Genomic DNA, 25,299 nt, shown 5'->3' with positions numbered 1-25,299 from the left:
TCGTACGTGAATGAGGGCGCCCCCTGAAGACCAGGGGGCGCCCTCATTCACGTATCGAGCAGGAGACCCGAATCAGCAGGACCCTCGGACCTACCGGCCCCAGCCCCCGATCCCGCCCCCATTGCCGCCCCCATTGCCGTTCCCACCGTTCCCGCCACCGCCGATGACATCCGGCGGCAGCGAGACGTCCGGCCAGGGATCGCCGCCCCCGTCGCCACCGCCGTTGTCGCCGCCGTCGTCGTGACCGCCGCCCGGCTTGTCGTCCTCGTGGGGCTTGTCCCTGTCTTTGTCCCTGTCCTTGTCCTTGTCGCCGTCCGGGATGTGGACGGTGTTGAAGCCCGGTGCCGGCTCGCCCGCGAGCGCCCCGCTCATCGCGTCCCGCCAGATCGGACCCGGGACCTCACCACCGAAGACCTTGTCGTAGGTGACTCCACCGATGGGGATGTTGACCATCCGCCGCTTGTGCTGCGGGTCGCCGACCCACACCGCGCCCGACATGTTCGGGGTGTAGCCCACGAACCAGGCGGCGTAGCGGAAGTCGGTCGTACCCGTCTTGCCCGCGCTCGGGCGGGAGCCGAGGCCGGCCTGCTTGCCGGTTCCGTCCTCGACCACGCCCTTCAGGAGGGTGTTGACCGTGTCGGCCGTCTTCGGTGACATCGCGCGCGAGCACGTCGACTTCGGCACCGGCAGCGACTTGCCGCCCGGACCCGAGATCGACTCGATCGCGACGGGCGAGCAGTACTTGCCGCGCGCCGCGAACGTCGCGTACGCGCCCGCCATCGTCAGCGGCGACATCTCCTGGGTGCCGAGCGCGATCGACGGCGCCTGGTCCATCTTGTTGCCGTCGGCCCGCTCGACGCCCATCTTCTTGGCCATCTCCGTCACCGGGCAGATGCCGATGTCGCCGATCAGCTCCACGTAGTAGGTGTTGACCGACTTCGCGGTCGCTTCCTTCATCCCGTACGGGCCGACCTCGGACTCGTTCTCATTGGTGAGCTTCGCGTTGCCCGAGTTCAGCCACTTCTTGCCGTCACAGGCGTCGACGCTCTTGGGGTACGGCATCTCGTACGGAGAGCCGTAGCTCTTCGTAGGAGGCATTCCGCCTTCCAAGGCCGCCGCGGCGACGATCGGCTTGAAGGTCGACCCCGGCTGGTAGCCCGCGCCGCCGCCCATGGCGTTGTCCACGGACAGGTTCATCGACGTCTCGTTGTCCTTGAGATTGACGCCGTAGGGCCGCGACTGGCCCATGCCCAGGATCTTGCCGGTGCCCGGCTCGACGATGGTGGCGGCCGTGGCCACGTCGTCGGACTGGTTGACGTGATCCTTTATCGAGGCCTGCACGGACTGCTGTGCCTGCGGGTTGAGCGTGGTCTTGATCCGCAGACCGCCCTGGTTCCAGACCCTGGCCCGGTCCTCCTTGGTCTTGCCGAAGACCGGGTCGGAGTGGAAGACCTCGCGTACGTAGTCACAGAAGAACCCGGCGCCGCTGACCGCCGTGATGCAGCCGTTCTTGGGCTTGCTCACCTTCAGGCCGAGCGGCTTCGCCTTGGCCTCCTCGGCCTCCGCCCGCGTGATGTCGTGCGTCTCCGCCATCCGCTGCAGCACTACATTGCGCCGCTTGGTGGCTTCCTGCGTGTCGTTCACGGGGTCGTACCGGCTGGGGGACTGCACGATGCCGGCCAGCAGCGCGGCCTCCTGGACCTGCAGGTCCTTGGCGGACTTGGAGAAGTAGCGCTGGGCAGCGGCCTCGACTCCGTACGCCTGCTGGCCGAAGTAGGTGATGTTCAGGTAGTTGCTGAGGATGCGCTTCTTGCCCAGCTTGTCCTCGACCTGGATCGCGTACTTCAGCTCGCGGATCTTGCGCCCGAGGGTCTGCTGGGTGGCCTCGGCGACCTTCGTCGGGTCGTCGCCCGCCTCCTCGACGAAGACGTTCTTCACGTACTGCTGCGTGAGCGTGGACGCGCCCTGGGAGACGCCGCCGCTCTGCGCGTTCTGGTTCAGCGCGCGCAGGATGCCCTTCGCGTCGACCGCGCCGTGTTCGTAGAAGCGCGAGTCCTCGATCGCGACGATCGCCTTCTGCATGTACGGCGAGATCTCCTTGAGCGGCACCACCGTGCGGTCACGCGAGTAGACCGTGGCGATGGAGCCGCCCTCGTTGTCCAGGATCGTCGTGCGCTGACTCAGCGGCGGCTGCTCCAAGTTGTCCGGGATCTCGTCGAACTCCTCGACCGACCCCTTCGCCGCGAGACCGAGCGCGCCGGCCGCGGGCAGGGCGATACCTGCCAGCACGGCTCCCGCGAGCACGCTGACACCTAGGAACTTCGCGGCCTGCTGAGTTGGTGACAGACCACCGCCCGAGCGCTTCTTTCCCATGGGGGCAGCCTACGTTCTGATTCGCCGGACACGCCTCAATGCCTTGGCCTAAGCTGCTCTCAACTGTCACAGCAGTGCGGTTCGGCAACAACCCCTCCGTCGGTCCCGAATCCCGAGTGGGGTCTCCCGTAGCTCCCCCAGAGCTCTTAATGAGCCAGGGAAAGTGTGTCCGAATTCGCCTCATGCGGCATTCGATGCCCGTTGTGACTCAGCTGAAGTGCCCGCAATTGCCGGGTTAATCACGCATGTCGTCGGCTCACTCCGTCGGGTGATCTGCCGCTTACGCATAGTCCGTTCGGGCCATTCAAGATTGGGCCCGAAGGGGGTGTTGCGCTGTGCCCACCTTCCGTAACGTCCTCAACTGGCGGCGGTGAATATGCCGCTGCCGCCGTGGGGGAGCCTCGATTCGGGAGAGGACGGCGCCGGTATGGGCTGGGTAACCGACTGGAGTGCGCAGGCGGCCTGCCGCACTACCGATCCAGATGAACTGTTCGTTCAAGGAGCAGCGCAGAACAGGGCCAAGGCGGTGTGCACCGGCTGCCCGGTGCGCACGGAGTGCCTGGCCGACGCGCTGGACAACCGCGTCGAGTTCGGCGTGTGGGGTGGCATGACTGAGCGGGAGCGCCGCGCATTGCTGCGCAGGCGCCCCACGGTCACCTCGTGGCGCCGTCTGCTGGAGACGGCGCGCTCCGAGTACGAGCGTGGCGCGGGCCTGCTGCCCGTGGACTTGGAGGACGACGAGACGTACGAGAGCTACGCGGCAGTGGGTTAGCGCCCTTCGGGGACAGTGCCCGTAGCCGCGTGGCGGTGGGGAAGGCCCCCTCGGGGAGGCCCTACCGGCCGCGTGGCAGTGGGTCGGTCCCGCTGCTCAGGCAGCTCCGGCCGGATCATCAGCACCGGCCGCGAGCCGGTCCCCGATGGCCCGAAGGCCTGCCAGGTCGTGCACGTCACCCGGCAGCGCCGTCACTTCGGCCACGGCCACCTCGGGGTGAAGCGCGGTGAAGCGGTCGCGAGTGCGCTGTTCGCGCGCGAGCAGCTGCATGCGTTCCGCGTGCAGTCGCAGGAGTCCGGCGGTCAGCTGTGCCACGGGCGGTTGCGTGCCGGTGCCATGCGTGCCGGTGCCATGCGGGTCGGTGCCGTGCGGACCTGCGGCATGCGGTTCGGTGCCGTGCGGGTCTGCGTCATTCGGTTCAGAAGGTGCGTCAGAAGGTGCGTCAGAAGGTGCGGGAGTCTCGGAACCACCGGGGGTCTCGGGGGAGTTGCCGGGAGCCTCGTGGGAAGCCTCGGAGGACTTACGCACTCCAACCTTCCCGTCCTCCTGATCCACAATGCGGCTCTCATCAAGATTTTCCGCGGCGGCAAGTGCCCGCTCGGCCGAGAGCTGAGCGGCGCCGCTCCTGTGCACCCGGTTCAGTACGAGACCGGCGAGCGGCATGTCGTCGGCGGCCAGGCGCTCCACGAAGTACGCCGCCTCACGCAGCGCGTCCCGCTCCGGCGACGCCACCACCAGGAACGCCGTGCCCGGCGCCTGGAGCAGCCGGTACGTGGCGTCCGCGCGGGTGCGGAAGCCGCCGAACATGGTGTCCATCGCGGCCACGAACGTCTGCACGTCACGCAGGAGTTGGCCGCCGAGCAGCTTGCCGAGCGCCCCCGTCATCATCGACATCCCGACGTTCAGGAACTTCATCCCCGCCCGGCCGCCGACCTTCGCCGGTGCCATAAGGACACGGATCAGCTTCCCGTCCAGGAACGAACCGAGCCGCTTGGGCGCGTCGAGGAAGTCCAGGGCCGAGCGCGAGGGCGGCGTGTCGACGACGATCAGGTCCCACTCGTCGCGGGAGCGCAGCTGCCCCAGCTTCTCCATCGCCATGTACTCCTGCGTGCCCGCGAAGCCCGCCGAGAGCGACTGGTAGAAGGGGTTGCCGAGGATCGCGCTCGCCCGCTCCTTGTCCGCGTGCGCCTCGACGATCTCGTCGAAGGTGCGCTTCATGTCGAGCATCATGGCGTGCAGCTCGCCGCCACCGGATGGGCTCTCGATGGCCTTCACCCGGCGCGGGACGTTGTCGAGCGAGTCGATGCCCATGGACTGGGCGAGCCTGCGCGCCGGGTCGATGGTCAGGACGACGACCTTGCGGCCCCGTTCGGCCGCGCGCAGGCCGAGAGCGGCCGCCGTGGTCGTCTTGCCGACGCCTCCGGAGCCGCAGCACACCACGATGCGGGTCTTCGGGTCGTCTATCAGGCCGTCGACGTCGAGCGTGCGGGCCGGGTCCAGGGTGCGGGTCGTGTCCGCGTCTCGTGCAGGGTCTCGTGCCGGGTCCGAGGTCATGCGATCCCTTGCTTCCGCAGTTCCGTGGCGAGTTCGTAGAGCCCCGCCAGGTCCATCCCCCCGGCCAGCAGCGGGAGTTCGTGCAGGGGGAGGTCAAGCTCGCCCAGGACGGCCCGCTGCGAGCCCTCCAAGGCGTACCGCTCGGCGTACTCGGCGGCCTGCTCCAGGAGCGGGTCGACGAGGCGCTCGGCGACACCGCCGCGGCGGGCACCGCCGAGCCCGGCGGCGGACAGGGACTTGGCGATGGCGGTACGCGGGGTCCGGCCGAGCCCGAGCCCGAGAGCCGCCTCGTCCAGCAGCGTGGGCCGCACCATGTTCACGATGACGCGCCCCACGGGGAGCTTCGCCGCACGCAGCTCGGCGATCCCGTCGGCGGTCTCCTGGACGGGCATCTCTTCGAAGAGCGTCACCAAGTGGACCGCTGTCTCCGGTGACTTGAGGACACGCATCACGGCCTGCGCCTGATTGTGTATCGGGCCGATCTTGGCGAGCCCGGCCACCTCGTCGTTCACGTTCAGGAAGCGCGTGATGCGGCCGGTGGGCGGCGCGTCCATCACCACGCAGTCGTACGCGTACCGCCCGTTCTTGTCCTTGCGGCGTACGGCTTCGCACGCCTTGCCGGTCAGCAGGACGTCCCGCAGACCGGGCGCGACGGTGGTGGCGAAGTCGATGGCGCCGAGTTTCTTGAGCGCGCGTCCCGCGCCCCCCAGCTTGTAGAACATCTGGAGGTAGTCGAGCAACGCCAGTTCAGGATCGATGGCGAGGGCATACACCTCCCCGCCCCCGGGAGCGACGGCGATCTTCCGCTCCTCATACGGCAGCGCTTCGGTCTCGAAGAGCTGCGCGATGCCTTGTCTGCCCTCGACCTCCACGAGGAGGGTGCGCTTGCCCTCCGTCGCGAGGGCGAGCGCGAGTGCGGCGGCCACCGTGGTCTTGCCGGTACCGCCCTTGCCGCTGACGACCTGGAGCCTGCTCACACTTCCGAGCCTAACCAGTCGCCGTGCGGACCAATCAGGAGGCCACCGTGAGCAGCACCTCACAACGGCTACAGTCGGCCATATGACCAAGTGGGAATACGCAACCGTGCCGCTGCTCGTCCACGCGACCAAGCAGATTCTGGACACCTGGGGCGAGGACGGCTGGGAGCTCGTCCAGGTCGTCCCCGGGCCGAACAACCCCGAGCAGCTCGTGGCCTACCTGAAGCGGGAGAAGCAGGCATGAGCGGGAACGTCGAGGCGAAGCTGGCCGAGCTGGGCATGACCCTGCCCGAGGTCGTGCCGCCGCTGGCCGCCTACCAGCCGGCGGTCCAGTCCGGTGTGTACGTCTACACCTCGGGCCAGCTCCCGATGGTGGACGGCAAGCTTCCGGTGACCGGCAAGGTCGGCGCGGAGGTGACGCCCGAAGAGGCCAAGGAGCTGGCCCGCACGTGCGGTCTGAACGCGCTCGCCGCGGTGAAGTCCATCGCCGGTGACCTGGACCGCGTCGCGCGCGTCGTGAAGGTCGTCGGCTTCGTGGCGTCGGCCCCGGACTTCACGGGCCAGCCCGCGGTGATCAACGGCACCAGTGAGCTCCTCGGTGAGGTCCTCGGCGACAAGGGCGTGCACGCCCGCAGTGCCGTGGGCGTGGCGGTTCTTCCGCTGGACGCGCCGGTCGAGGTCGAGATCCAGGTGGAGCTGACCGAGGCGTAGGGCAGCTTCGACGAGGCCTGATCGCTGCCTTCTGGCACCCGATAGTTGCCTCTCGAACATCAGCCCACTAGGGGATAGCCTCCGCCCATGGCTAATGGGCAGTGGTACCCCCCGGAGTGGCCCGACCGCATCCGTGCGCTGAGCAGCGGCGAACTGACTCCCGCGACTCCGCGCCGGGCGGCCACGGTCATGCTCCTCCGGGACTCCGTGGACTCCGCGGCGGGCCCCGCCGTACACATGCTGCGCAGACGCGCCTCCATGGCCTTCGCCGGAGGCGCGTACGCGTATCCGGGCGGTGGCGTGGACCCGCGCGACGACGACCACCTCGTGCGCTGGGCGGGCCCGTCCCGCGCGGCGTGGGCGGCGCGGCTCGGGGTGGATGAGCCGGGCGCCCAGGCGATCGTGTGCGCCGCCGTACGCGAGACGTACGAGGAAGCGGGCGTGCTGCTCGCGGGGCCGACCGCGTCAACGGTGGTCGGCGACACCACGGGGGACGACTGGGAGGCGGACCGCGAGGCGCTCGTGGCCCGCGACTTCTCCTTCGCCGAGTTCCTGGACCGCCGGGACCTGGTCCTCCGCAGCGACCTGCTCGCCGCCTGGGCGCGCTGGATCACTCCGGAGTTCGAACCGAAGCGCTACGACACGTTCTTCTTCGTGGCGGCCCTCCCGGAGGGGCAGCGCACCCGCAATGCCTCCACGGAGGCCGACCGCACGGTGTGGATCGCTCCGGGCGACGCTGCGGCGGGGTACGACAAGGGCGACCTCCTGATGATGCCGCCGACCATCGCGACCCTGCGCCAGCTGAGGCCCTACGGGTCGGCGGCGGACGCCCTGGCCGGGGCCCCGGAGCGCGATCTGACCCCGGTCCTGGCCCAAGCGCGCTTCGAGGACGGCGAGTTGATCCTGTCCTGGCCGGGCCACGACGAGTTCACCAAACACATCCCCACGGGGAACTCCGCATGACGACGACCACCTCTGCCACGCCTGCCAAGCCTGAGTTTGCTCTACCTGCGTCTGCCCTGCCTGCCACGAACCGGACGGGAGTCACCCCCGCATGACCGAAGCCGCCGCGCTTCCCGGCCAGCCACGGGGCGGGGTCCTCAGTGGCCCCGCCACCGCACGCGCGGTCAACGTCCTGGCCCCCAACCCGTCCGCGATGACGCTGGACGGGACCAACACCTGGATCGTCTCCGAACCCGGCTCCGGGCTCGCGGTCGTCATCGACCCGGGGCCCCTGGACGACGTACACCTCCAGCAGGTCATTGCCACGGCCGAGAAGGCGGGGCAGCGGGTCGCGCTCACCCTCCTCACCCACGGCCACCCGGACCACGCGGAGGGCGCCGCGCGCTTCGCCGAGCTGACCGGCACCAAGGTGCGGGCGCTCGACCCCGCGCTGCGCCTCGGCGACGAGGGCCTGGGCGCGGGTGACGTGATCACGACGGGCGGCATCGAGCTACGGGTCGTGGGGACCCCAGGCCACACGGCGGACTCCCTGTGCTTCCATCTCCCGGCCGATCAGGCGGTCCTGACAGGGGATACGGTGCTCGGCCGCGGCACGACGGTCGTGGCGCACCCTGACGGCCGCCTGGGGGACTACCTGGACTCCCTGCGGCGGCTCAGGTCCCTGACGGTCGACGACGGCGTGCACACGGTCCTGCCGGGCCACGGCCCGGTCCTGGAGGACGCCCAGGGGGCGGTCGAGTTCTACCTGGCGCACCGCGCGAACCGCCTGGCGCAGGTGGAGACGGCGGTCGAGAACGGCCACGCGGCCCCGTCGGAGGTGGTCGCCCACGTCTACGCGGACGTGGACCGCTCCTTGTGGCCCGCGGCGGAACTGTCGGTGCGGGCGCAACTGGACTACTTGCGGGAACACGGCTTGATCTAGCAGCAGCAGCTTGATCTAGCAGCAGCCGCCGCAGCCCCAAGCACGGATGGGTCCCGCCTCAAAACGAGGCGGGACCCATCCGCGTACGAAACCGCGTCAGCGAAACCGAGTCAGCGCGACCGCTTAGCCAACCGCTCCACGTCCAGCAGAATCACCGCGCGAGCCTCCAGCCGGAGCCAGCCGCGCCCTGCGAAGTCCGCCAGAGCCTTGTTGACCGTCTCGCGGGAGGCGCCGACGAGTTGGGCCAGCTCTTCCTGCGTGAGGTCGTGCACGACGTGGATGCCCTCTTCGGACTGCACGCCGAAGCGGCGCGACAGGTCGAGAAGGGCGCGGGCCACACGCCCGGGTACGTCCGAGAAGACCAGGTCGGACATCTGGTCGTTGGTCTTGCGCAGCCGCCGGGCGACGGCGCGCAGCAGAGCCGCGGCCACCTCGGGGCGGGCATTGAGCCACGGCTGGAGGTCGCCGTGGCCGAGGCCGAGCAGCTTCACCTCGGTCAGAGCCGAGGCGGTGGCCGTACGCGGCCCGGGGTCGAACAGCGAGAGCTCACCGATGAGCTCGCCGGGGCCGAGCACCGCGAGCATGTTCTCGCGGCCGTCGGGTGAGGTGCGGTGAAGCTTCACCTTGCCCTCGGTGACCACATAAAGGCGGTCTCCGGGGTCGCCCTCATGGAAAAGCGCATCCCCGCGCGCGAGCGTCACCTCACTCATGGAGGCGCGGAGCTCCGCGGCCTGCTCGTCATCGAGCGCCGCGAAGAGCGGGGCGCGCCGCAGAACGTCGTCCACGAGTTCTCTCCTTGTCGACCTGCATCAGGGGACCGTGCTCCCCAGTTTGCCGGACGGTCCAAACAGTGTGATCAGTCACAAGTCTGCCGCACTGGCGTCGCATGCTGTGCGGGAGGGGGCCAATTGGGGGCCGATCCATGGGGTCCAGGGCGGATGTCAGTGTCGGGCTCTAGGCTGGCCGGGTGTCCAAAAAGCCGGTGAGAGCACAGGCCAGACGGGCTGAGAACGTATCAGCTCGTTCGGATTCCGCTGTGGGCGAACAGGCTTCCACCGAGTCAGAGAATGCGACAAAAGGGACAAGGGTGCCACCGGTGAGCAAGGCTCCGGAGAAGAATCAGGCCACCGCGGGCGCGGCGAAATCCACCCCGGCCAGGAAGACGGTCCCGGCGAAGAAGGCCACTGCGGCCAAAAAGGCCGCCGTGGCCGAAGCCGAGCCCAAACCCAAGCCGAAACCCAAGGCCCAGGCGAAGCCCGAGTCCCGCACGGCCCTCGTCCGCCGGGCCCGCCGCATCAACCGCGAGCTCGCGGAGGTGTACTCGTACGCCCACCCCGAGTTGGACTTCGAGAACCCCTTCGAGCTGCTCATCGCCACGGTCCTCTCCGCGCAGACCACCGACCTGCGGGTGAACCAGACGACTCCGCGCCTCTTCGCCGCGTACCCGACCCCGGAGGACCTCGCCGCCGCCAACCCGGAAGAGGTCGAGGAGTTGATCCGGCCGACCGGGTTCTTCCGGGCGAAGACGAAGTCGATCATGGGCCTCGCCACCGCCCTGCGGGACAACCACGGCGGCGAGGTCCCCAGCCGCATAGAGGACCTGGTCAAGCTGCCCGGCGTGGGCCGCAAGACGGCGTTCGTCGTGCTGGGGAACGCCTTCGGGGTCCCCGGAATCACCGTGGACACCCACTTCGGGCGGCTCGTCCGCCGCTGGAAGTGGACCGAGGAGACCGACCCGGTGAAGGTCGAGGCCGTCGTCGCCGACCTCTTCCCGAAGAGCGAGTGGACGATGCTCTCGCACCGCGTGATCTTCCACGGCCGCCGGATCTGCCACTCCCGCAAGCCTGCCTGCGGCGCCTGCCCGATCGCCGATCTCTGCCCGTCGTACGGGGAGGGCGAGACCGACCCGGAGAAGGCGAAGAAGCTCCTGAAGTACGAGATGGGCGGACTGCCGGGCCAGCGCCTGAAGCCCCCGCCGGACTACCCGGGGAAGCCGGCGCCCCCGCTGGGCGCCGCATGAGCGAGGAACCAACCGAGGGTCCGCAGGCGTTGTCCACAGTTGGACGGGGGTGCAGATGACGCACGCGAGCGACACGAGCGAGACGACCGACACGAGCGATACGTATATGAGCGACGGGAACGACTTCCAGGGCCCCGGCCGAGGCTCCGACGAGGGACTCGGCCAGGGAATCGACCAGGGACTCGGCCGTACGGGCGACCCCGGCGGGCGCCTGACGGGCGGCCCGAACGGACACGTACGCCTCAGCGCCGAAGGCCTCCCCGGCTGGCTGGATCCCGTCGTCCGCGCCGCCGGCACGATCCAGCCGACCCAGCTCAGCCGCTTCCTGCCCCCGGAGAGCGGCTCCGGACGCCAGTCCGCCGTACTGATCCTCTTCGGAGAGGGCGACCGCGGCCCCGAGCTGCTCCTGATGGAGCGCTCGGGGAACCTCCGCTCGCACGCGGGACAGCCCTCCTTCCCCGGCGGCTCCCTCGACCCCGAGGACGGCGATCCGCTGACGGACGGCCCTCTGCGCGCCGCCCTGCGCGAGGCCGAGGAGGAGACCGGGCTCGACCCCGGCGGCGTCCAGCTCTTCGGCGTGCTGCCCAAGCTCTTCATCCCGGTGAGTGACTTCGTGGTGACCCCGGTCCTCGGCTGGTGGCGCTCGCCCACCCCCGTCGGCGTCGTCGATCCGGCCGAGACGGCCCGGGTCTTCACGGTCCCCGTGTCCGATCTCACGGATCCCGACAACCGAGCGACGACGGTTCATCCGAGCGGCCACCGAGGCCCGGCCTTCCTCGTCGAATCCGCTCTGGTCTGGGGTTTTACGGCCGGAGTGATCGACAGGATCCTGCACTTCGCCGGCTGGGAGCGCCCCTGGGACCGCACCAAGCAGGTGCCGCTCGACTGGCGCGCATGACAAGGTTGCGGGGTCGTGGCGACCGCTATGCGAGGCGAGGATTGAATCGGTGAACGTGCTGGACATCCTTTTGGTGGTCGCCGCCGTGTGGTTCGCGGTCGTCGGCTACCGCCAGGGATTCGTCGTCGGCATCCTGTCGGTGATCGGTTTCCTGGGCGGCGGACTCGTCGCGGTGTACCTGCTGCCCGTCATCTGGGCCGCCCTCACGGACGACGAGGGAGCGGTGAGCACGACGGCCGCCGTCGTCGCCGTGGTCATCGTGATCGTCTGTGCCTCCATCGGCCAGGCCTTCACCACGCACCTGGGCAACAAGCTCCGCCGGTACATCACTTGGCAGCCCGCGCGCGCCCTGGACGCCACGGGCGGCGCGCTCGTCAACGTAGTGGCGATGCTCCTCGTCGCCTGGCTGATCGGCTCCGCCCTCGCGGGTACGACGCTGCCGACGGTCGGCAAGGAAGTACGCAACTCCAAGATCCTGCTCGGCGTCTCGCGCACGCTGCCCAACCAGGCCGACACCTGGTTCGCGGACTTCTCCTCGGTCCTCGCGCGCAACGGCTTCCCGCAGGTCTTCAGCCCGTTCTCGAACGAGCCCATCACCGAGGTCCAGGCCCCCGACCCCAAGCTCGCCAAGAGCGCGGTCGCCGCGAAGGCCAAGCGCTCCATCGTGAAGGTGCAGGGCGAGGCCCGCGGTTGCGGCAAGGTCCTCGAAGGCACCGGCTTCGTCTTCGACGACCGCCGCGTGATGACCAACGCGCACGTGGTCGGCGGCGTGGACGAGCCGACGGTCCAGATAGGCGGAGACGGCAGGACGTACGACGCGAAGGTCGTGCTCTACGACTGGGAGCGGGACATCGCCGTACTGGACGTGCCGACCCTCGACGCGCCCGCGCTGCAGTTCACGTCCAAGGACGCGGTCAGCGGTGACAACGCGATCGTCGCGGGCTTCCCGGAGAACGGTCCGTACGACGTCCGCCCCGCGCGCGTGCGCGGGCGCATCACCGCCAACGGCCCGGACATCTACCACCGGGGCACCGTGCGCCGCGATGTGTACTCGCTCTACGCGACCGTCCGGCAGGGCAACTCCGGTGGCCCGCTGCTCACGTCCGACGGCAAGGTCTACGGCGTGGTCTTCGCGAAGTCACTGGACGACCCGGACACCGGCTACGCACTGACCGCCGACGAGGTCCGCGAGGACATCAAGGCGGGCCGCACCGCCAACCAAGAGGTCGACAGCGAGGGCTGCGCGCTCTAGAGCCGGGGCGCAGCCGGCTGTAGCCGTGGAGCGGCCGAAGCCGGGGAGCGGCTCTCGGTCGGGGGAGCGGGCGGATCAGTCGCGCGTATGCCTGAGCCGCGCCGAGACCCAACGGGCCCTGCGGCGCAGGATGCGGGGAATACCGATGCCTTGAGCGGGGCCGTCATGGCCCGGATCATGGGGACCGCCCCTCCCACGGCTGTTCAGCGCTGTGGCCGAGCGGCGGTTGCGTGCTGCGTCACTGTAGTCGTGCGTCCAGCCCATACCCCGACGTGTGCCCGTGCCCCAAGGTCGGTAATCGCGCGCAGGGGCCCCAATTGGCCTATGCGGGAGGCAATTGGCCGTTCGAGGAACAGGTGTTCCCCCGGCCCGTGGGGCGGGAGTGAACCGTGACGGGAGTGAACCAGCGCTCCGCGCGGCCTACCGGTCCGGCTCGGGATCCTTCAGCCAGTTCACCAGCTCCGTCGAGAAAGCGACAGGGTCCTCCTCCTGAGGGAAGTGCCCCAGACCGTCGAACAGCCGCCACCGGTAAGGCGCTTCGACGTACTCGCCGGAGCCCGCGGCGCTGCGCGTGCGCATCACCGGGTCCAGGGAGCCGTGCAGATGCAGCGTGGGAACCCGCACGGGGCGCTTCATGCGCCGGTTGAACTGGATGCCGTCCGGACGGGCCATCGACCGCACCATCCAGCGGTACGGCTCGATCGAACAGTGCGCCGTCGAGGGGATCGTCATGGCACGGCGGTACGTCTCCACCGACTCGTCGTCCGGCAGCCGCGGCCCCGACCAGTCGCGTACCAGACGCCCCACCAGAGCTCCGTCGTCCGCGGTGAGTTGGCGCTCGGGCACCCACGGCCGCTGGAAGCCCCACACGTACGAACTCGCGGCGGTCTGCCTGCGGTCCGACAGCATCGCCGAGCGCCAGCGCCGCGGATGCGGCATCGAGGAGACGGCGAGGCGGCGCACCAGCTTGGGCCGCATCACGGCAGCCGTCCACGCGAGGTACCCGCCCAGGTCGTGCCCGACGAGCGCGGCGTCCGGTTCCCCGAGTGACCGCACGACGCCGGTGATGTCGAGCGCGAGGTTGGCCGGGTCGTAACCGCGGGGCGTGCGGTCGCTGCCGCCCACGCCCCGCAGGTCCATCGCGACCGCACGGAACCCCGCGTCGGCGAGCGCCACCATCTGGTGCCGCCAGGTCCACCAGAACTGCGGGAAGCCGTGCAGCAGCAGCACGAGCGGCCCGTCACCCATCTCGGCGATGTGGAAGCGCGCGCCGTTCGCGGCGACGTCCCGGTGGGTCCAGGGGCCTTCGATGCGTACGAGCGACGCGGGTTGGGCCGACTGGGGGACAGGCTGGGCGGGGTCCGTCATGAAGACGAGCGTGCCACAGCCGCAGCCTTCTCACCGCCACGGTCGAGGCTGGCACCCATGGGGGGCAACGTGGCCGCGGGGCTCACCGCACGCGGATGCGGCTTGACGTTCTGCAGTACGGCAGCCGTCTCCTTGGCCGAAGCGGCGGCCTTCTGCGGCCCCTTGCCCTTCTTGGCCTTCTTCGCGAAGACAACGCCGATCAGTGCGAGCACCCCGGCGACCAGCACGTTCGCCGCGAAGGAGAGCACGAAGCAGATCGCCATGTTCCAGCCGCTCCAGGTACGGATGCCGTACGCCAGGGCGAAGCTCAGCATCGGCAGCGAGAAGAGCAGCACCGCGCCCGCGGCGGCGAACGCGCCACCGCCGACGGCACCCCGCTTGACGTCCTGTCGCAGCTGCGCCTTGGCCAGCGCGATCTCGTCGTGCACCAGCGCGGACATCTCGCTGGTGGCCGTGGAGACCAGCTGGCCGAGGCTGCGTTCGGTGCCGACGGGCCCGTCGGGTGTGCTCATCGCTTCTCCCCTTCTCCGTAAGTCTGCGTGGGTCTGCGTAGGTCTGCTCGCATACGTCTGTTCAGATACGACCGCCCAGCTCAGTCTGCGCAGTCAAGTCTGCTCAGATCATGCCGGACCATCGTCATCTGCGCGTGCCCCGGCCGACACTTCGGCAAGCCTGCGGTGCTCGGCCGCCTTCTTCTCATAGATCGCGGCCATCCGCAGGTGGTACTCGGGCTTGTCCTGTTCGTACACGTCCGGGATGCCGTCGAGGTCGTCGTCGCGCTCCTCGTGCTCGTACAGCGCGCGGTAGCGGGCGTTGCGCATCTTGAGCAGGATCCCCGAGAGCACGGCCGCGATGAGGGAGCCCATCAGGACGGCTGCCTTGATCTCGTCGGTGAGCAGCGGGTCCTCGGTGAAGGCGAGTTCGCCGATCAGGAGCGAGACGGTGAAGCCGATGCCGGCCAGCGAGGCGACGGCGAACACGTCCGGCCAGGCGAGCTCGTCGTTGAGTTCTGCCTTGGTGAAGCGGGCGGCGAGCCAGGTACCGCCGAAGATGCCGACCGCCTTGCCGACCACGAGGCCGAACACGACACCGAGCGTCTCCGGCTGGCTGAACACGTCACCGAGGGCCCCGCCCGACACCGCGACACCGGCGCTGAACAGCGCGAACAGCGGTACGGCGAGTCCCGCGGAGAGGGGGCGCACCAGGTGCTCGATGTGCTCGCCGGGCGAGTGCTCCTCGCCCTCGCGGCGGGTGCAGCGCAGCATCAGGCCCATCGCGACACCGGCGATCGTGGCGTGGATGCCGCTGTTGTACATCAGGCCCCAGATGGCCAGGGCCAGCGGAACGTAGATGTACCAGCCACGTACGCCCTTGCGGAGCAGCAGCCAGAAGACCGCGAGGCCCAGGACCGCGCCGCCGAGCGCCGCGAAGTTGAGGTCGCTGGTGAAGAAGACCGCGATGATCAGGATCGCGAAGAGGTCGTCGACGACGGCGAGCGTGAGCAGGAAGGCGCGCAGCGCGGACGGCAGCGAGGTCCCGATGACCGCGAGGACGGCCAGCGCGAAGGCGATGTCCGTGGCGGTCGGCACCGCCCAGCCCGCCATGGAGCCGCCGCCGACGGTGTTGACCAGGACGTACACGAGCGCGGGCGCGGCCATGCCGCAGAGCGCGGCGACGACGGGCAGTGCGGCGGCCTTCGGGTCGCGCAGGTCGCCCGCGACGAGTTCACGCTTGAGTTCGATGCCTGCGACGAAGAAGAAGACGGCGAGCAGCCCGTCGGCCGCCCAGTGCTGGATGGAGAGGTCGAGGCCGAGGGAGGCGGGCCCGATGTGGAAGCCGCTCACTGACTCGTACGAGCCGCCTGCGGTGTTCGCCCAGATCAGCGCGGTGACGGCGGCGACGAGGAGGAGGACACCGCCGACGGTCTCGGCACGCAGCGCGTTCGCGACGAAGTTCCGCTCGGGCAGTGAGAGCCGTCCGAGGACCTTGCGGTTGTTGCGGGGTGCGTTGCTGGGTGCGGGCGCGGCCACGGGGGTCGACCTCCGGTCGGTAGGCAGGACAAAACACTTGCCGACCAGACTTCCCGGCGCACCTAGGTTCTTCTTGATTCTTCTTGTCGCGATGTTGACGCGGTCCTTAGCGTACCTAACATGCGACCGGACCTATCCGGCGATCGTCACTTTATGCGCAAGAGGGGCACCCGGCGCGGTGCCGGATGCCCCTCTCAGCTGTGGGTCTGACTAGTCCTCGCTGGGCGCCGCCGGCAGCCTGGTCTGGATCAGATCCATCACGGAGGAGTCCGTGAGCGTGGTGACGTCACCCAGCTCGCGGTTCTCGGCGACGTCCCGAAGGAGGCGCCGCATGATCTTCCCGGAGCGCGTCTTGGGCAGCTCGGCCACCGGAAGGATCCGCTTCGGCTTGGCGATCGGGCCGAGCGTCGTGCCCACGTGGTTGCGCAGGTCCGCCACGAGGCCCTCGTCGTCGGCGTTCGCCGTGCCCCGCAGGATCACGAACGCGACGATGGCCTGCCCGGTGGTCTCGTCCGCCGCGCCCACGACTGCCGCCTCGGCGACCGAAGGGTGCGAGACGAGCGCCGACTCGACCTCGGTGGTGGAGATGTTGTGCCCGGACACGAGCATCACGTCGTCCACGCGGCCGAGGAGCCAGATGTCGCCGTCCTCGTCCTTCTTGGCGCCGTCACCGGCGAAGTACTTGCCCTCGAAGCGCGACCAGTACGTGTCGAGGAACCGCTGGTCGTCGCCCCAGATGGTCCGCAGCATCGAGGGCCACGGCTCGGTGAGGACGAGGTAGCCGCCACCGCCGTCCGGCACTTCGCGGGCCTCGTCGTCGACGACGGTCGCGGCGATGCCCGGCAGCGCGCGCTGGGCACTGCCCGGCTTGGTCTCGGTCACGCCCGGCAGCGGCGAGATCATCATCGCGCCGGTCTCGGTCTGCCACCAGGTGTCCACGATGGGGCACTTGTCGGCGCCGATGTTCTTCCGGTACCACATCCACGCCTCGGGGTTGATCGGCTCACCGACCGACCCGAGGACCCGCAGGCTGCTGAGGTCGAACTTCGCGGGGATGTCGTCGCCCCACTTCATGAACGTACGAATCGCCGTCGGCGCCGTGTAGAGGATCGTGACGCCGTACTTCTGGACGATCTCCCAGAAGCGCCCCTGGTGCGGGGTGTCGGGCGTGCCCTCGTACATGACCTGCGTCGCGCCGTTCGCCAGCGGGCCGTACGTGATGTACGAGTGCCCGGTGACCCAGCCGATGTCGGCCGTGCACCAGTAGACGTCGGTCTCCGGCTTGAGGTCGAAGACGGCGTGGTGGGTGTACGCGGCCTGCGTGAGGTATCCGCCGGACGTGTGCAGGATGCCCTTCGGCTTACCCGTCGTGCCCGACGTGTAGAGGATGAAGAGCGGGTTCTCCGCGTCGAAGGCCTGCGGCGCGTGCTCGGCGGACTGGCGCTCGGTGAGCTCGTGCCACCACACGTCGCGGCCCTCGGTCCACGCCACGTCCTGGCCGGTGCGGCGCACGACGAGGACGTGCTCGACGGAGCTGCCCTCGCGCGAGACGGCGTCGTCGACGGCGGGCTTCAGGGCGGCGGGCTTGCCCCTGCGATAGCCGCCGTCCGAGGTGATGACGACCTTGGCGTCGGCGTCCTTCACGCGGGTGGCGATGGCGTCGGCGGAGAAGCCGCCGAAGACCACGGAGTGCGCGGCGCCGATGCGGGCGCAGGCCAGCATCGACACGACGGCCTCGGGGATCATCGGCAGATAGACGGCGACGCGGTCGCCCTGCTGGACTCCCAGTTCGGTCAGGGCGTTGGCGGCCCGGCTGACCTCGTCCTTGAGCTCGGCATAGGTGATGGCCCGGCTGTCGCCGGGCTCACCCTCGAAGTGGATCGCCACGCGGTCGCCGTGGCCCGCCTCGACGTGGCGGTCGACGCAGTTGTACGCGACGTTGAGCTTGCCGTCGGCGAACCACTTCGCGAACGGCGGGTTCGACCAGTCGAGCGTCTCGGTCGGTTCGGTGGCCCAGGTCAGCCGGCGGGCCTGCTCGGCCCAGAAGCCGAGCCGGTCAGCCTTGGCCTGTTCGTACGCCTCCGCGGTGACGTTGGCGTTGGCCGCCAGGTCGGCCGGCGGCGCGAACCTTCGCTCTTCATGAAGAAGGTTGGCCAGGCTTTCGTTGCTCACGACATCTCCCATTCCCAGGGTGTCCGTTGTGTCCAAAGCCACAGCTCATCAGACGCGAACCCCTGGTGACAAGAGCCTGCCGAAAATTGGTTTAGACCTTTACTCGGGCGGGCGGCTCCTCGCGCGGTGATCCCTCGTGCGGCGAGGGCGTCACCTGGTCGAATACGTCGTCCGGACTCTCGGTCAGCAGATACGCCTGCGCCTCGCCGACATGGAAGTACATCCCATGCAGTTCCAGGGAGCCCTCGGCCAGGCGCCGCGCCACGGATTCGTGGCCGCGCAGGTGCTCCAACTGCTGCACCACGTTCGTCAGGCAGAGCTGCTCGACCGCGTCGGCGGGCGCCCGCCCCGCGAGCCGGGCCCAGCTCTCCTCCTTGTGCGCCGCCATCCGTTCGAGGCTCGGCGAGCCGTGGCGCAGCCACCGCTTCAGGGGCGTCTGGGCCCCCCCGGGCGGGGTGTTGAGCAGCGCCTGCATCGCGCCGCACCCGGAGTGCCCGCAGATGGTGATGGACCGCACCTTCAGGACGTCCACCGCGTACTCGATCGCCGCGGCCACCGAGTCGTCCCCGCTCTCGGCGCCCGGCAGCGGCACCAGATTGCCGACATTGCGTACGACGAAGAGGTCGCCGGGGCCGCTCGACGTGATCATCGAGGTGACGAGCCGGGAGTCGGCACAGGTCAGGAAGAGCTGCGAGGGCTGCTGCCCCTCGCGCGCGAGCCGGGCCAGCTCGCCCCGCACATGCGGCGCGGTGTTCCGCTGGAACGCGCTGATGCCGCTTGCCAGTTGATGCCCGCTGCGCCGCCCCTCGCCCCGCGGGGCCTCCTGGGGCCGGTCGCAGTGGTGGTTGCGCCAGGCCGTCCAGGGGCGGCAGCAGGAGTGTGACGCGCTCGCGGGCTCGGCGATCCGCGTCCCCGCGCGTCCGGTCACCTCGACGGTGCCGCCCTGCGCGGTGTGCGCGTCCTGCCAGCACTGCAGCGCTTCGTACGCCGCGTGATCCATGAATGATCCGTCCAACTCGACGATGGTGGCGGCCCCTTGCGGGACGAGGTGCAGCGCCCGGCTGAGGCGCGGCACGGCGAGGAAGGTCAACTGCCCTCGCACTCGCACGTGGTGGATCCCGTCCTCCTCGGTGTGGGTGATCCGGGTGCGGGCGAGGCGGTGCAGCGCCACGGCCACGGCGACGGCGACACCGATGGCCACGCCTTCGAGCACACCGAGGAAGACGACACCGAGCGTGGTGGTCGCGTACACGAGGATTTCGCGGTGGCGGGTGATGGTGCGGATGTGATTCAGGCTCACCATCTGGATGCCGACCGCCATCACGAGGGCGGCGAGCGCGGCGAGCGGGATCAGCTCGAGCAGGGGGACCAGCAGCAGGGCGGCTACTACTACCCAAACGCCGTGCAGCATCGTGGAGTTCCGGCTGACGGCACCGGCCCGCACATTGGCCGAGCTGCGCACCGCGACCCCGGCGACGGGAAGACCGCCGAGCACGCCGGACACGGCGTTGGCTGCGCCCTGGCCGAGCAGTTCGCGGTTGAGGTCGGAGCGGTTGCCGACGGTGGCCTCGCGCCGCCCGGAGACGAGCTTGTCCACGGCGACGGCGCCGAGCAGTGACTGCACACTGCAGACGAGCGTGATCGTGAGGACGGCGGCGACGAGCCCGAGCACGGGCCCCTCAGGCAGGCCCACCAGCGCGTGACTGCTCCACGACGGCAGGTCGACCTTGGCCACGTTCAGTCCGGCGAGCGCGGCGACAGCGGTCGCCACGGCGACCGAGACGAGGGGGGCGGGCACGACGCGGGCGGCTTTCCCCGCGCGGCCGGGGATCCGTGGCCAGAGCAGCAGCAGCGCCAAGGTCAGCACGCTGATCGACAGCGCGGCCGGATGCAGCTTCGCCAACTGGGCGGGCAGCGCACGGAGGTTGTCGAGCACGGCGCTCTGCGGGGTGCCGCCGAGCACGATGTGCAGCTGGGCGACGGCGATGGCGACGCCGATGCCGGCCAGCATGCCGTGCACGACGGCGGGGCTGACGGCGAGCGCCGAGCGGGCCACGCGCAGGCAGCCGAGGCCGAGTTGGGCGAATCCGGCGAGGACGGTGATGGCGCAGGTGGTGCGCCAGCCGTACTGGTGGATGAGGTCGGCGGTGACGACCGTGAGCCCTGCGGCGGGGCCGCTGACCTGGAGGGGCGATCCGCCGATCCATCCGGCGACCAGGCCGCCGACGGCGGCGGCGACGAGGCCCGCCTGGAGCGGGGCCCCGGTGGCGAGCGCGATGCCCAGGGAGAGCGGCAGGGCGATCAAGAAGACGGCGATCGACGCGGAGACGTCCGCGCCGGCGATGCGGAACTTACGGAACTTGCGGAACTTGCCGGGCGGGGGCGCGTGGGGCTCGTGGGCGCGTGATGCGTGGGCCGAGTCAGTGGCATGGGTGGGGACGCAGGCAGACATGTTTTCCCGTCTCCTCCGGGGCAGCGCGGTCGCGGGACATGGGGTCCTCCGGTGGTGGCCGGAGGGCGGGTCGCGGCCGTGGGTCACGGCGTTGCAGCGGCGGGATTCTCAACTCTCGGTAAACGAATCGTAATGGAGAGTAAAGACAACGGATAGACAAGCCAGGCAAATGGGGCACTAGATCACCCCGGAGGGTGAATAAGGCTATTCATCGGCTTGTCGGAACCTCTGACTCATGCCTCCGTGCGACGTTGGCGGCGCTGTCGGGCATTTCCGGGCAATTACGCCCTAATGCCGACCCGAAGCCGACTGAAGGAAGAAGGTGGGCGGAAGATGGCCGCCACCCAGAGGATCCACCGGATCGCCGCGGGCATCACCGCCCTCGTGGCATGCGTCGCCGTACTGGCCGGTTGCTCGAGCGGCGACACCGGCGCCAAGAAGGGCGCGCACGGCGCCAAGAAGGCATCCCCCGCCCCGGCCCCCAAGAGCGCTGTCCGCATGATCGGTGACGGCTCCACCGCCTTCACCGGACGGCAGCCGAAGCTGGCCGAGCCCGAGCGACTGAGACCCGGTCAGAAACCACCCCAGTTCGTGGTCTTCTCCTGGGACGGTGCCGGCGAGGACAGCCAGAAGCTCTTCTCGCACTTCCGCAAGGTGGCCAAGCGCAACAACGCCACGATGACGTACTTCCTCAGCGGCGTGTACATGCTCCCGGAGTCGAAGCGGAAGCTCTACGACCCGCCGCAGCACCTGGCCGGCAGCTCGGACATCGGCTTCAACGACCGCAAGGGAATCGAGGACACCGTGGAGCAGCTCCGCGGCGCCTGGTTCGAGGGCAACGAGGTCGGCACCCACTTCAACGGCCACTTCTGCGGCGCGGGACGCGGCGTGGGCGAGTGGTCGGTCGCCGACTGGAAGAGCGAGATCAACCAGGCCAAGTCCTTTGTGAAGGCCTGGAAGACGAACACGGGCATGAAGAAGGCGCAGCCGCTGCCCTTCGACTACGACAAGGAACTCATCGGCGCCCGCACGCCCTGTCTCGAAGGCCAGAAGAACTTCACGCGGGCGGCCCGCGAGCTGGGCTTCCGCTATGACACGAGCGGGGTCAACAACCAGGTCTGGCCGAAGAAGAAGGAAGGCCTCTGGGACCTGTCGATGCAGCTGGTCCCCGTGCCCGGCCGCAAGTTCGAGACGCTCACCATGGACTACAACTTCATGGTGAACCAGTCCGGCACGACAACGCAGGGCGACCCGAGCAAGCACGAGTACTGGGGCGACCAGATGCGCGACGGCCTGCTCCAGGGCTTCGACCGTGCCTACAAGGGCAACCGCGCCCCGCTGATCATCGGCAACCACTTCGAGTCCTGGAACGGTGGCACGTACATGCGCGCCATCGAGGAGACGATCGAGTCGGTCTGCACCAAGCGCGAGGTCCGGTGCGTCTCCTTCCGCCAACTCGCCGACTGGCTCGACGCGCAGGACCCGAAGACGCTGGAGCGCCTCACCAAGCTCCCGGTCGGCACGGCCCCGAAGGAGGGCTGGGCGTCATTCCTCTCCGCCCAGCCCGCACCGGCCCCCAAGGGAGTCCCGGGCGCTCCGGCGGTCAAGCCGTAGCAACGGCCTGTTCGCGCAGGACGAAGTCGGGGTCGACCTGGGCAGCCAGGTCGGCACCCGTACGTTCGTTGCCCCAGCTCTGCGCGTTCTTCAGGTGGAAGTGGACCATCTGGCGGGTGTAGCGGTCCCAGTCCCTGCGCTCGTACGAGGTGTCGACGGCGCTCTGAAGTGCTTGCAGGGAACGGCGGTTGTCGTCCTCCAGGTACGCGAACCGGGGCGGACGGCCCTTCTCCATGGCGCGCACCCAGTCCGAGTGTCCGACCGTCACCAGGAGGTCGTCGCCCACCTGCTCGCGCAGGAAGTCGACGTCGTCCTGGCCCTGCACCTTGTTGCCGACGACCCTGAGGTCGACGCCGAAGTCCCGTGCGTATTCCTTGTACTGGCGATAGACGGAGACCCCCTTCCGGGTCGGCTCGGCCACCAGGAATGTCATGTCGAAGCGGGTGAACATCCCGGACGCGAAGGAGTCCGAACCCGCGGTCATGTCGACGACCGCGTACTCGTCGCGCCCATCGACCAGGTGGTTCAGGAGCAGCTCCACCGCTCCCGTCTTGGAGTGGTAGCAGGCGACACCGAGGTCGGCTTCGGTGAACGGCCCTGTGACCATCAAACGCACGGCCACGTCGTCGAGTTCCACGGGCCGAGCGCACGCGTCGTACACGGGGTTGTCCTCGCGCACCCGCAGGATCCGTGAACCCGCGCCGGGCGGCGTCGTCTTGATCATCGTGTCGGCGGAGGCGATCCGCGGATTGGTGCCCCGCAGGTAGTCCTTGATGAGGGGGAGGCGCGCCCCCATGGCGGGCAGCTCGGCGGCGTCCGCCTCGTCGAGGCCCAGGGCGGGACCCAGGTGCTGGTTGATGTCGGCGTCCACCGCGAGGACCGGCGCTCCGGTGGCGGCGAGGTGTCGGATGAAGAGCGAGGACAGCGTGGTCTTCCCGCTGCCGCCCTTCCCTACGAAAGCGATCTTCATGTTCACCAAGGGTAGCCGGGCGATCACCTGACGTATCGATGCGGCGTGAAGAAGACCACTCCTTCGTGGAGAGAGCGCGGGGGTGCGTAGTGTCGTACTCATGAGTACGACAGCCGATCCGCTCGCGGCCCTGGGCGCACTGCCCGGCGTGGCCGACTCAGTGGACTCCGTGCGCAGGGCGGTGGACCGGGTCTACGGCCACCGGATCATGAGGCGCCGCAGCAATGAGATCACCTCCGAGGCGGCGCTGCGCGGCGCGCGCGGTTCGGCGGCGCTCTCGGGTGCCGACTGGGCACTCGAAGAGGTGCGCCGACGCAGCGACTTCAGTGTCGACGGCGAGGCCCGCACGGTCGGCGCGGCCCTGCGGCTGACCGCGGAGGCCGGCCAACTCCTGTCGATCTGGCGGCAGTCACCGCTCCGTGTCCTCGCGCGCCTCCACCTGGTGGCCGCCGCGGAGAACGATGAGGCGGCAGGGCGGCCACGCCTCGCGGGCGAGCCGGTCGACGAGCCGCTGGTCGAGCTGGATGTGCCGGACTCCGACGAGGTGGCGGGCCGCCTGGAGGGTCTCTCGCGGCTGATCATCGGAATGGAAGGCGCGCGAAGCTCGGTCGAGGGTGGTGGGGGACGGGCGGGAGGCTCCGCGCCGGCCCTCGTGACGGCGGCCGTAGTGCACGGCGAGCTGCTCAGCCTGCGTCCCTTCGGCTCGCACAACGGCCTGGTCGCGCGGGCGGCGGAGCGCATCGTCCTGGTGGGCAGCGGGCTCGACCCGAAGTCCGTCTGTCCGGCCGAGGCGGGGCACGCGGAACAGGGTCGTGCGGCGTACGTGGGGGCGCTCGACGGCTACGCGTCCGGGACGCCGGAGGGAATGGCCGCCTGGATCGCCCACTGTGGGCGCGCGGTCGAACTGGGGGCCAGGGAGTCGACGGCGGTCTGCGAGGCGATGCAGCGCGGCGCTGCCTGAGGAGCCTGCGAAACGGGCGAATCGGGCCCTGAACAGGGTTGCGGCGGTACGAGAACTCGTACCGCCGCTGGCATGTTCACCGTGTTACCAAGCGTCCTCGAAAGTTTGCCCATCAGGTCGGGAACTTTGCCCGTCACCTGGTGCGGCTGGCCCGTAATCGACGGGTCGACGTCGCGTGGGTGCTCGGTGTTCATGCTTCGGTCCGTGGGGCCTTGGTTGCGTTTAAAGGTAATCCTCTCGGATGTCCTTGGTCTCGCGGGCCGTTGACTCCTTTGTACTCCTGTCCTGGAGTAAGCGGAAGTCCTGGCGCTACTTCTTTACTTTTAGGTTCAAATAAGGGCGAATCGGGCGTGTGATGTCCGGCGGCGACTCACGAACCACACGAGCCCCGCGGTGGCCGCCGCTGCGCTCACCGCGGCCACCGCGACGACCGCGGGCCGGGACGGCTTCCGGCGCCGTTCCTTGAGCCGGACAGGGCGGTGGAAGTCGAGAATCGGCCACCCGCGCGCGAGAGCCTCGCGGCGCAGTGCGCGATCGGGGTTGACCGCGTGCGGGAACCCCACGGACTCGAGCATGGGGATGTCGGTCGCCGAGTCGCTGTAGGCGTGGCAGCGGTCGAGGTCGTACCCCTCGGACTCCGCGAGCTCCTTGATCGCCGTCGCCTTGGTGGGGCCGTACGCGTAGTACTCCACCTCGCCGGTGAAGCAGCCGTCGTCGCCGACCACCATCCGGGTGGCCACCACCCGGTCAGCGCCCAGGAGTTCACCGATCGGCTCGACCACCTCGGCGCCCGATGTGGAGACGATGACCACGTCACGGCCTGCGGTGTGGTGCTCCTCGATGAGGGACGCGGCCTCGTCGTAGATGATCGGGTCGATCAGGTCGTGCAGCGTTTCGGCGACGATCTCCTTGACCTGCTGCACGTTCCATCCGCGGCAGAGCGCGGACAGGTACTCGCGCATCCGCTCCATCTGGTCGTGATCGGCTCCGCCCGCGAGGAAGACGAACTGTGCATATGCAGTTCGCAGTACCGCCCTGCGGTTGATCAGGCCGCCTTGGTAGAACGACTTGCTGAACGTGAGAGTGCTCGACTTCGCAATGACCGTCTTGTCCAGGTCAAAGAAGGCAGCTGCGCGGGGCAAGGAGTGGTTTTCCACGAGCCCGAGCATAGGCGCCCACCATTCGGCGTAAGGTGAGGCGCGTGGGTTTGCCTGAGAAGGCTCTCGGGTACACCATGGAAGTCACGGATCGTTCGCGACCGTGCTAACCCGGTCTGGCTCCTCCCCCCCC

22 protein-coding genes are annotated in these 25,299 nt (G+C 69.4%); 10 read left to right on the top strand and 12 right to left on the bottom strand.

The window, feature by feature from the left end; genetic code table 11:
* Positions 1 to 90: 90 nt before the first annotated feature.
* Entirely contained in the window at positions 91 to 2,373 is a 2,283-nt protein-coding gene (locus tag AC5P1C_RS03495; protein ID WP_493864157.1) for a transglycosylase domain-containing protein, read from the bottom strand.
* A gap of 427 nt (positions 2,374 to 2,800) precedes the next feature.
* Between AC5P1C_RS03495 and AC5P1C_RS03490 the strand changes: the two genes are divergently transcribed.
* Entirely contained in the window at positions 2,801 to 3,145 is a 345-nt protein-coding gene (locus tag AC5P1C_RS03490; protein ID WP_167828965.1) for a WhiB family transcriptional regulator, read from the top strand.
* Between the two features lie 96 nt (positions 3,146 to 3,241).
* Here AC5P1C_RS03490 and bagB read toward each other — a convergent pair whose 3' ends face one another.
* Positions 3,242 to 4,699 carry an ATPase BagB gene (gene bagB, locus AC5P1C_RS03485; RefSeq protein ID WP_493864156.1) on the bottom strand — a complete coding sequence of 486 codons (1,458 nt, stop codon included), beginning with the start codon at positions 4,697 to 4,699 and terminating at the stop codon, positions 3,242 to 3,244.
* A complete protein-coding gene (gene bagA / locus AC5P1C_RS03480; protein ID WP_493864155.1) occupies positions 4,696 to 5,676 on the bottom strand; it encodes an ATPase BagA in 981 nt (326 codons plus the stop codon). Before bagA ends, bagB begins: the two co-directional genes overlap by 4 nt.
* An 82-nt stretch (positions 5,677 to 5,758) precedes the next feature.
* Here bagA and sp36 point away from each other — a divergent pair, with 82 nt between their 5' ends.
* The 4 genes from sp36 (at position 5,759) to AC5P1C_RS03460 (ending at position 8,272) form a co-directional block, all read left to right on the top strand.
* Positions 5,759 to 5,920 (top strand): Sp36 family protein, encoded by a 162-nt coding sequence (gene sp36, locus AC5P1C_RS03475; RefSeq protein WP_003975360.1) that lies wholly within the window; start codon positions 5,759 to 5,761, stop codon positions 5,918 to 5,920.
* Complete coding sequence (locus AC5P1C_RS03470) at positions 5,917 to 6,387, top strand: RidA family protein (RefSeq protein WP_493864154.1); 471 nt, start codon at positions 5,917 to 5,919, stop codon at positions 6,385 to 6,387. Before sp36 ends, AC5P1C_RS03470 begins: the two co-directional genes overlap by 4 nt.
* An 87-nt stretch (positions 6,388 to 6,474) precedes the next feature.
* Positions 6,475 to 7,350 (top strand): NUDIX hydrolase, encoded by an 876-nt coding sequence (locus AC5P1C_RS03465; RefSeq protein WP_493864153.1) that lies wholly within the window; start codon positions 6,475 to 6,477, stop codon positions 7,348 to 7,350.
* 91 nt (positions 7,351 to 7,441) lie between these two features.
* Positions 7,442 to 8,272, top strand: coding sequence for an MBL fold metallo-hydrolase (locus AC5P1C_RS03460; protein ID WP_493864152.1), 831 nt, complete (start codon positions 7,442 to 7,444; stop codon positions 8,270 to 8,272).
* A 110-nt stretch (positions 8,273 to 8,382) separates the two neighbouring features.
* Here the strand turns inward: AC5P1C_RS03460 and AC5P1C_RS03455 are convergent, their stop codons facing one another.
* Complete coding sequence (locus AC5P1C_RS03455) at positions 8,383 to 9,057, bottom strand: Crp/Fnr family transcriptional regulator (RefSeq protein ID WP_016642758.1); 675 nt, start codon at positions 9,055 to 9,057, stop codon at positions 8,383 to 8,385.
* Between the two features lie 311 nt (positions 9,058 to 9,368).
* Here AC5P1C_RS03455 and nth point away from each other — a divergent pair, with 311 nt between their 5' ends.
* The 3 genes from nth (at position 9,369) to AC5P1C_RS03440 (ending at position 12,442) form a co-directional block, all read left to right on the top strand.
* Positions 9,369 to 10,292 carry an endonuclease III gene (gene nth, locus AC5P1C_RS03450; RefSeq protein WP_493864151.1) on the top strand — a complete coding sequence of 308 codons (924 nt, stop codon included), beginning with the start codon at positions 9,369 to 9,371 and terminating at the stop codon, positions 10,290 to 10,292.
* A 106-nt stretch (positions 10,293 to 10,398) separates the two neighbouring features.
* Positions 10,399 to 11,190, top strand: a complete 792-nt coding sequence (locus tag AC5P1C_RS03445) for an NUDIX hydrolase (RefSeq protein ID WP_493864516.1) — start codon at positions 10,399 to 10,401, stop codon at positions 11,188 to 11,190.
* Between the two features lie 49 nt (positions 11,191 to 11,239).
* Positions 11,240 to 12,442 carry a MarP family serine protease gene (locus AC5P1C_RS03440; RefSeq protein WP_493864150.1) on the top strand — a complete coding sequence of 401 codons (1,203 nt, stop codon included), beginning with the start codon at positions 11,240 to 11,242 and terminating at the stop codon, positions 12,440 to 12,442.
* Positions 12,443 to 12,517: 75 nt separating this feature from the next.
* On the opposite strand, the gene AC5P1C_RS03435 is transcribed toward AC5P1C_RS03440, so the two are convergent.
* From AC5P1C_RS03435 to AC5P1C_RS03410, 6 genes are all read right to left on the bottom strand, one after another.
* Entirely contained in the window at positions 12,518 to 12,706 is a 189-nt protein-coding gene (locus AC5P1C_RS03435; protein WP_493864149.1) for a hypothetical protein, read from the bottom strand.
* Between the two features lie 156 nt (positions 12,707 to 12,862).
* The gene (locus AC5P1C_RS03430; RefSeq protein ID WP_493864148.1) at positions 12,863 to 13,810 is read right to left on the bottom strand and encodes an alpha/beta fold hydrolase; all 948 of its coding nucleotides are present in this window, start codon (positions 13,808 to 13,810) and stop codon (positions 12,863 to 12,865) included.
* Positions 13,807 to 14,322 (bottom strand): phage holin family protein, encoded by a 516-nt coding sequence (locus tag AC5P1C_RS03425; RefSeq protein WP_493864147.1) that lies wholly within the window; start codon positions 14,320 to 14,322, stop codon positions 13,807 to 13,809. The genes AC5P1C_RS03430 and AC5P1C_RS03425 overlap by 4 nt, the downstream gene beginning before the upstream one ends.
* Before the next feature lie 108 nt (positions 14,323 to 14,430).
* On the bottom strand, positions 14,431 to 15,840 hold the full coding sequence (gene nhaA, locus AC5P1C_RS03420; RefSeq protein WP_493864146.1) for a Na+/H+ antiporter NhaA: 1,410 nt from the start codon (positions 15,838 to 15,840) through the stop codon (positions 14,431 to 14,433).
* 210 nt (positions 15,841 to 16,050) lie between these two features.
* Positions 16,051 to 18,054, bottom strand: a complete 2,004-nt coding sequence (gene acs, locus AC5P1C_RS03415) for an acetate--CoA ligase (RefSeq protein WP_493864145.1) — start codon at positions 18,052 to 18,054, stop codon at positions 16,051 to 16,053.
* Between the two features lie 49 nt (positions 18,055 to 18,103).
* On the bottom strand, positions 18,104 to 20,464 hold the full coding sequence (locus AC5P1C_RS03410; protein ID WP_493864144.1) for a bifunctional SulP family inorganic anion transporter/carbonic anhydrase: 2,361 nt from the start codon (positions 20,462 to 20,464) through the stop codon (positions 18,104 to 18,106).
* A 333-nt stretch (positions 20,465 to 20,797) separates the two neighbouring features.
* Between AC5P1C_RS03410 and AC5P1C_RS03405 the strand changes: the two genes are divergently transcribed.
* Positions 20,798 to 22,078 carry a polysaccharide deacetylase family protein gene (locus AC5P1C_RS03405; RefSeq protein WP_493864143.1) on the top strand — a complete coding sequence of 427 codons (1,281 nt, stop codon included), beginning with the start codon at positions 20,798 to 20,800 and terminating at the stop codon, positions 22,076 to 22,078.
* On the opposite strand, the gene AC5P1C_RS03400 is transcribed toward AC5P1C_RS03405, so the two are convergent.
* Complete coding sequence (locus AC5P1C_RS03400) at positions 22,068 to 23,048, bottom strand: ATP-binding protein (RefSeq protein ID WP_493864142.1); 981 nt, start codon at positions 23,046 to 23,048, stop codon at positions 22,068 to 22,070. The genes AC5P1C_RS03405 and AC5P1C_RS03400 overlap by 11 nt on opposite strands.
* Positions 23,049 to 23,148: 100 nt before the next feature.
* On the opposite strand from AC5P1C_RS03400, the gene AC5P1C_RS03395 reads away from it, so the two are divergent.
* On the top strand, positions 23,149 to 24,009 hold the full coding sequence (locus tag AC5P1C_RS03395; RefSeq protein WP_493864141.1) for a Fic family protein: 861 nt from the start codon (positions 23,149 to 23,151) through the stop codon (positions 24,007 to 24,009).
* A gap of 329 nt (positions 24,010 to 24,338) precedes the next feature.
* Here AC5P1C_RS03395 and AC5P1C_RS03390 read toward each other — a convergent pair whose 3' ends face one another.
* Entirely contained in the window at positions 24,339 to 25,178 is an 840-nt protein-coding gene (locus AC5P1C_RS03390; RefSeq protein WP_493864140.1) for an HAD family hydrolase, read from the bottom strand.
* Positions 25,179 to 25,299: the final 121 nt, after the last annotated feature.

The organism is Streptomyces sp. A18, from assembly GCF_059026065.1.
The sequence above is the reverse complement of the archived record's forward strand: the minus strand, read 5'-3'. Positions and strand labels throughout refer to the sequence as shown.

What these genes read in the sequence shown, in the direction of transcription:
- AC5P1C_RS03495 (WP_493864157.1), bottom strand. Translation starts at nt 2,373, where the DNA reads ATGGGAAAGAAGCGCTCGGGCGGTGGTCTGTCACCAACTCAGCAGGCC.
- AC5P1C_RS03490 (WP_167828965.1), top strand. Translation starts at nt 2,801, where the DNA reads ATGGGCTGGGTAACCGACTGGAGTGCGCAGGCGGCCTGCCGCACTACC.
- bagB (WP_493864156.1), bottom strand. Translation starts at nt 4,699, where the DNA reads ATGACCTCGGACCCGGCACGAGACCCTGCACGAGACGCGGACACGACC.
- sp36 (WP_003975360.1), top strand. Translation starts at nt 5,759, where the DNA reads ATGACCAAGTGGGAATACGCAACCGTGCCGCTGCTCGTCCACGCGACC.
- AC5P1C_RS03470 (WP_493864154.1), top strand. Translation starts at nt 5,917, where the DNA reads ATGAGCGGGAACGTCGAGGCGAAGCTGGCCGAGCTGGGCATGACCCTG.
- AC5P1C_RS03465 (WP_493864153.1), top strand. Translation starts at nt 6,475, where the DNA reads ATGGCTAATGGGCAGTGGTACCCCCCGGAGTGGCCCGACCGCATCCGT.
- AC5P1C_RS03460 (WP_493864152.1), top strand. Translation starts at nt 7,442, where the DNA reads ATGACCGAAGCCGCCGCGCTTCCCGGCCAGCCACGGGGCGGGGTCCTC.
- AC5P1C_RS03445 (WP_493864516.1), top strand. Translation starts at nt 10,399, where the DNA reads ATGAGCGACGGGAACGACTTCCAGGGCCCCGGCCGAGGCTCCGACGAG.
- AC5P1C_RS03435 (WP_493864149.1), bottom strand. Translation starts at nt 12,706, where the DNA reads ATGGGCTGGACGCACGACTACAGTGACGCAGCACGCAACCGCCGCTCG.
- AC5P1C_RS03430 (WP_493864148.1), bottom strand. Translation starts at nt 13,810, where the DNA reads ATGACGGACCCCGCCCAGCCTGTCCCCCAGTCGGCCCAACCCGCGTCG.
- AC5P1C_RS03425 (WP_493864147.1), bottom strand. Translation starts at nt 14,322, where the DNA reads ATGAGCACACCCGACGGGCCCGTCGGCACCGAACGCAGCCTCGGCCAG.
- AC5P1C_RS03410 (WP_493864144.1), bottom strand. Translation starts at nt 20,464, where the DNA reads ATGTCTGCCTGCGTCCCCACCCATGCCACTGACTCGGCCCACGCATCA.
- AC5P1C_RS03405 (WP_493864143.1), top strand. Translation starts at nt 20,798, where the DNA reads ATGGCCGCCACCCAGAGGATCCACCGGATCGCCGCGGGCATCACCGCC.
- AC5P1C_RS03400 (WP_493864142.1), bottom strand. Translation starts at nt 23,048, where the DNA reads ATGAAGATCGCTTTCGTAGGGAAGGGCGGCAGCGGGAAGACCACGCTG.
- AC5P1C_RS03395 (WP_493864141.1), top strand. Translation starts at nt 23,149, where the DNA reads ATGAGTACGACAGCCGATCCGCTCGCGGCCCTGGGCGCACTGCCCGGC.
- AC5P1C_RS03390 (WP_493864140.1), bottom strand. Translation starts at nt 25,178, where the DNA reads ATGCTCGGGCTCGTGGAAAACCACTCCTTGCCCCGCGCAGCTGCCTTC.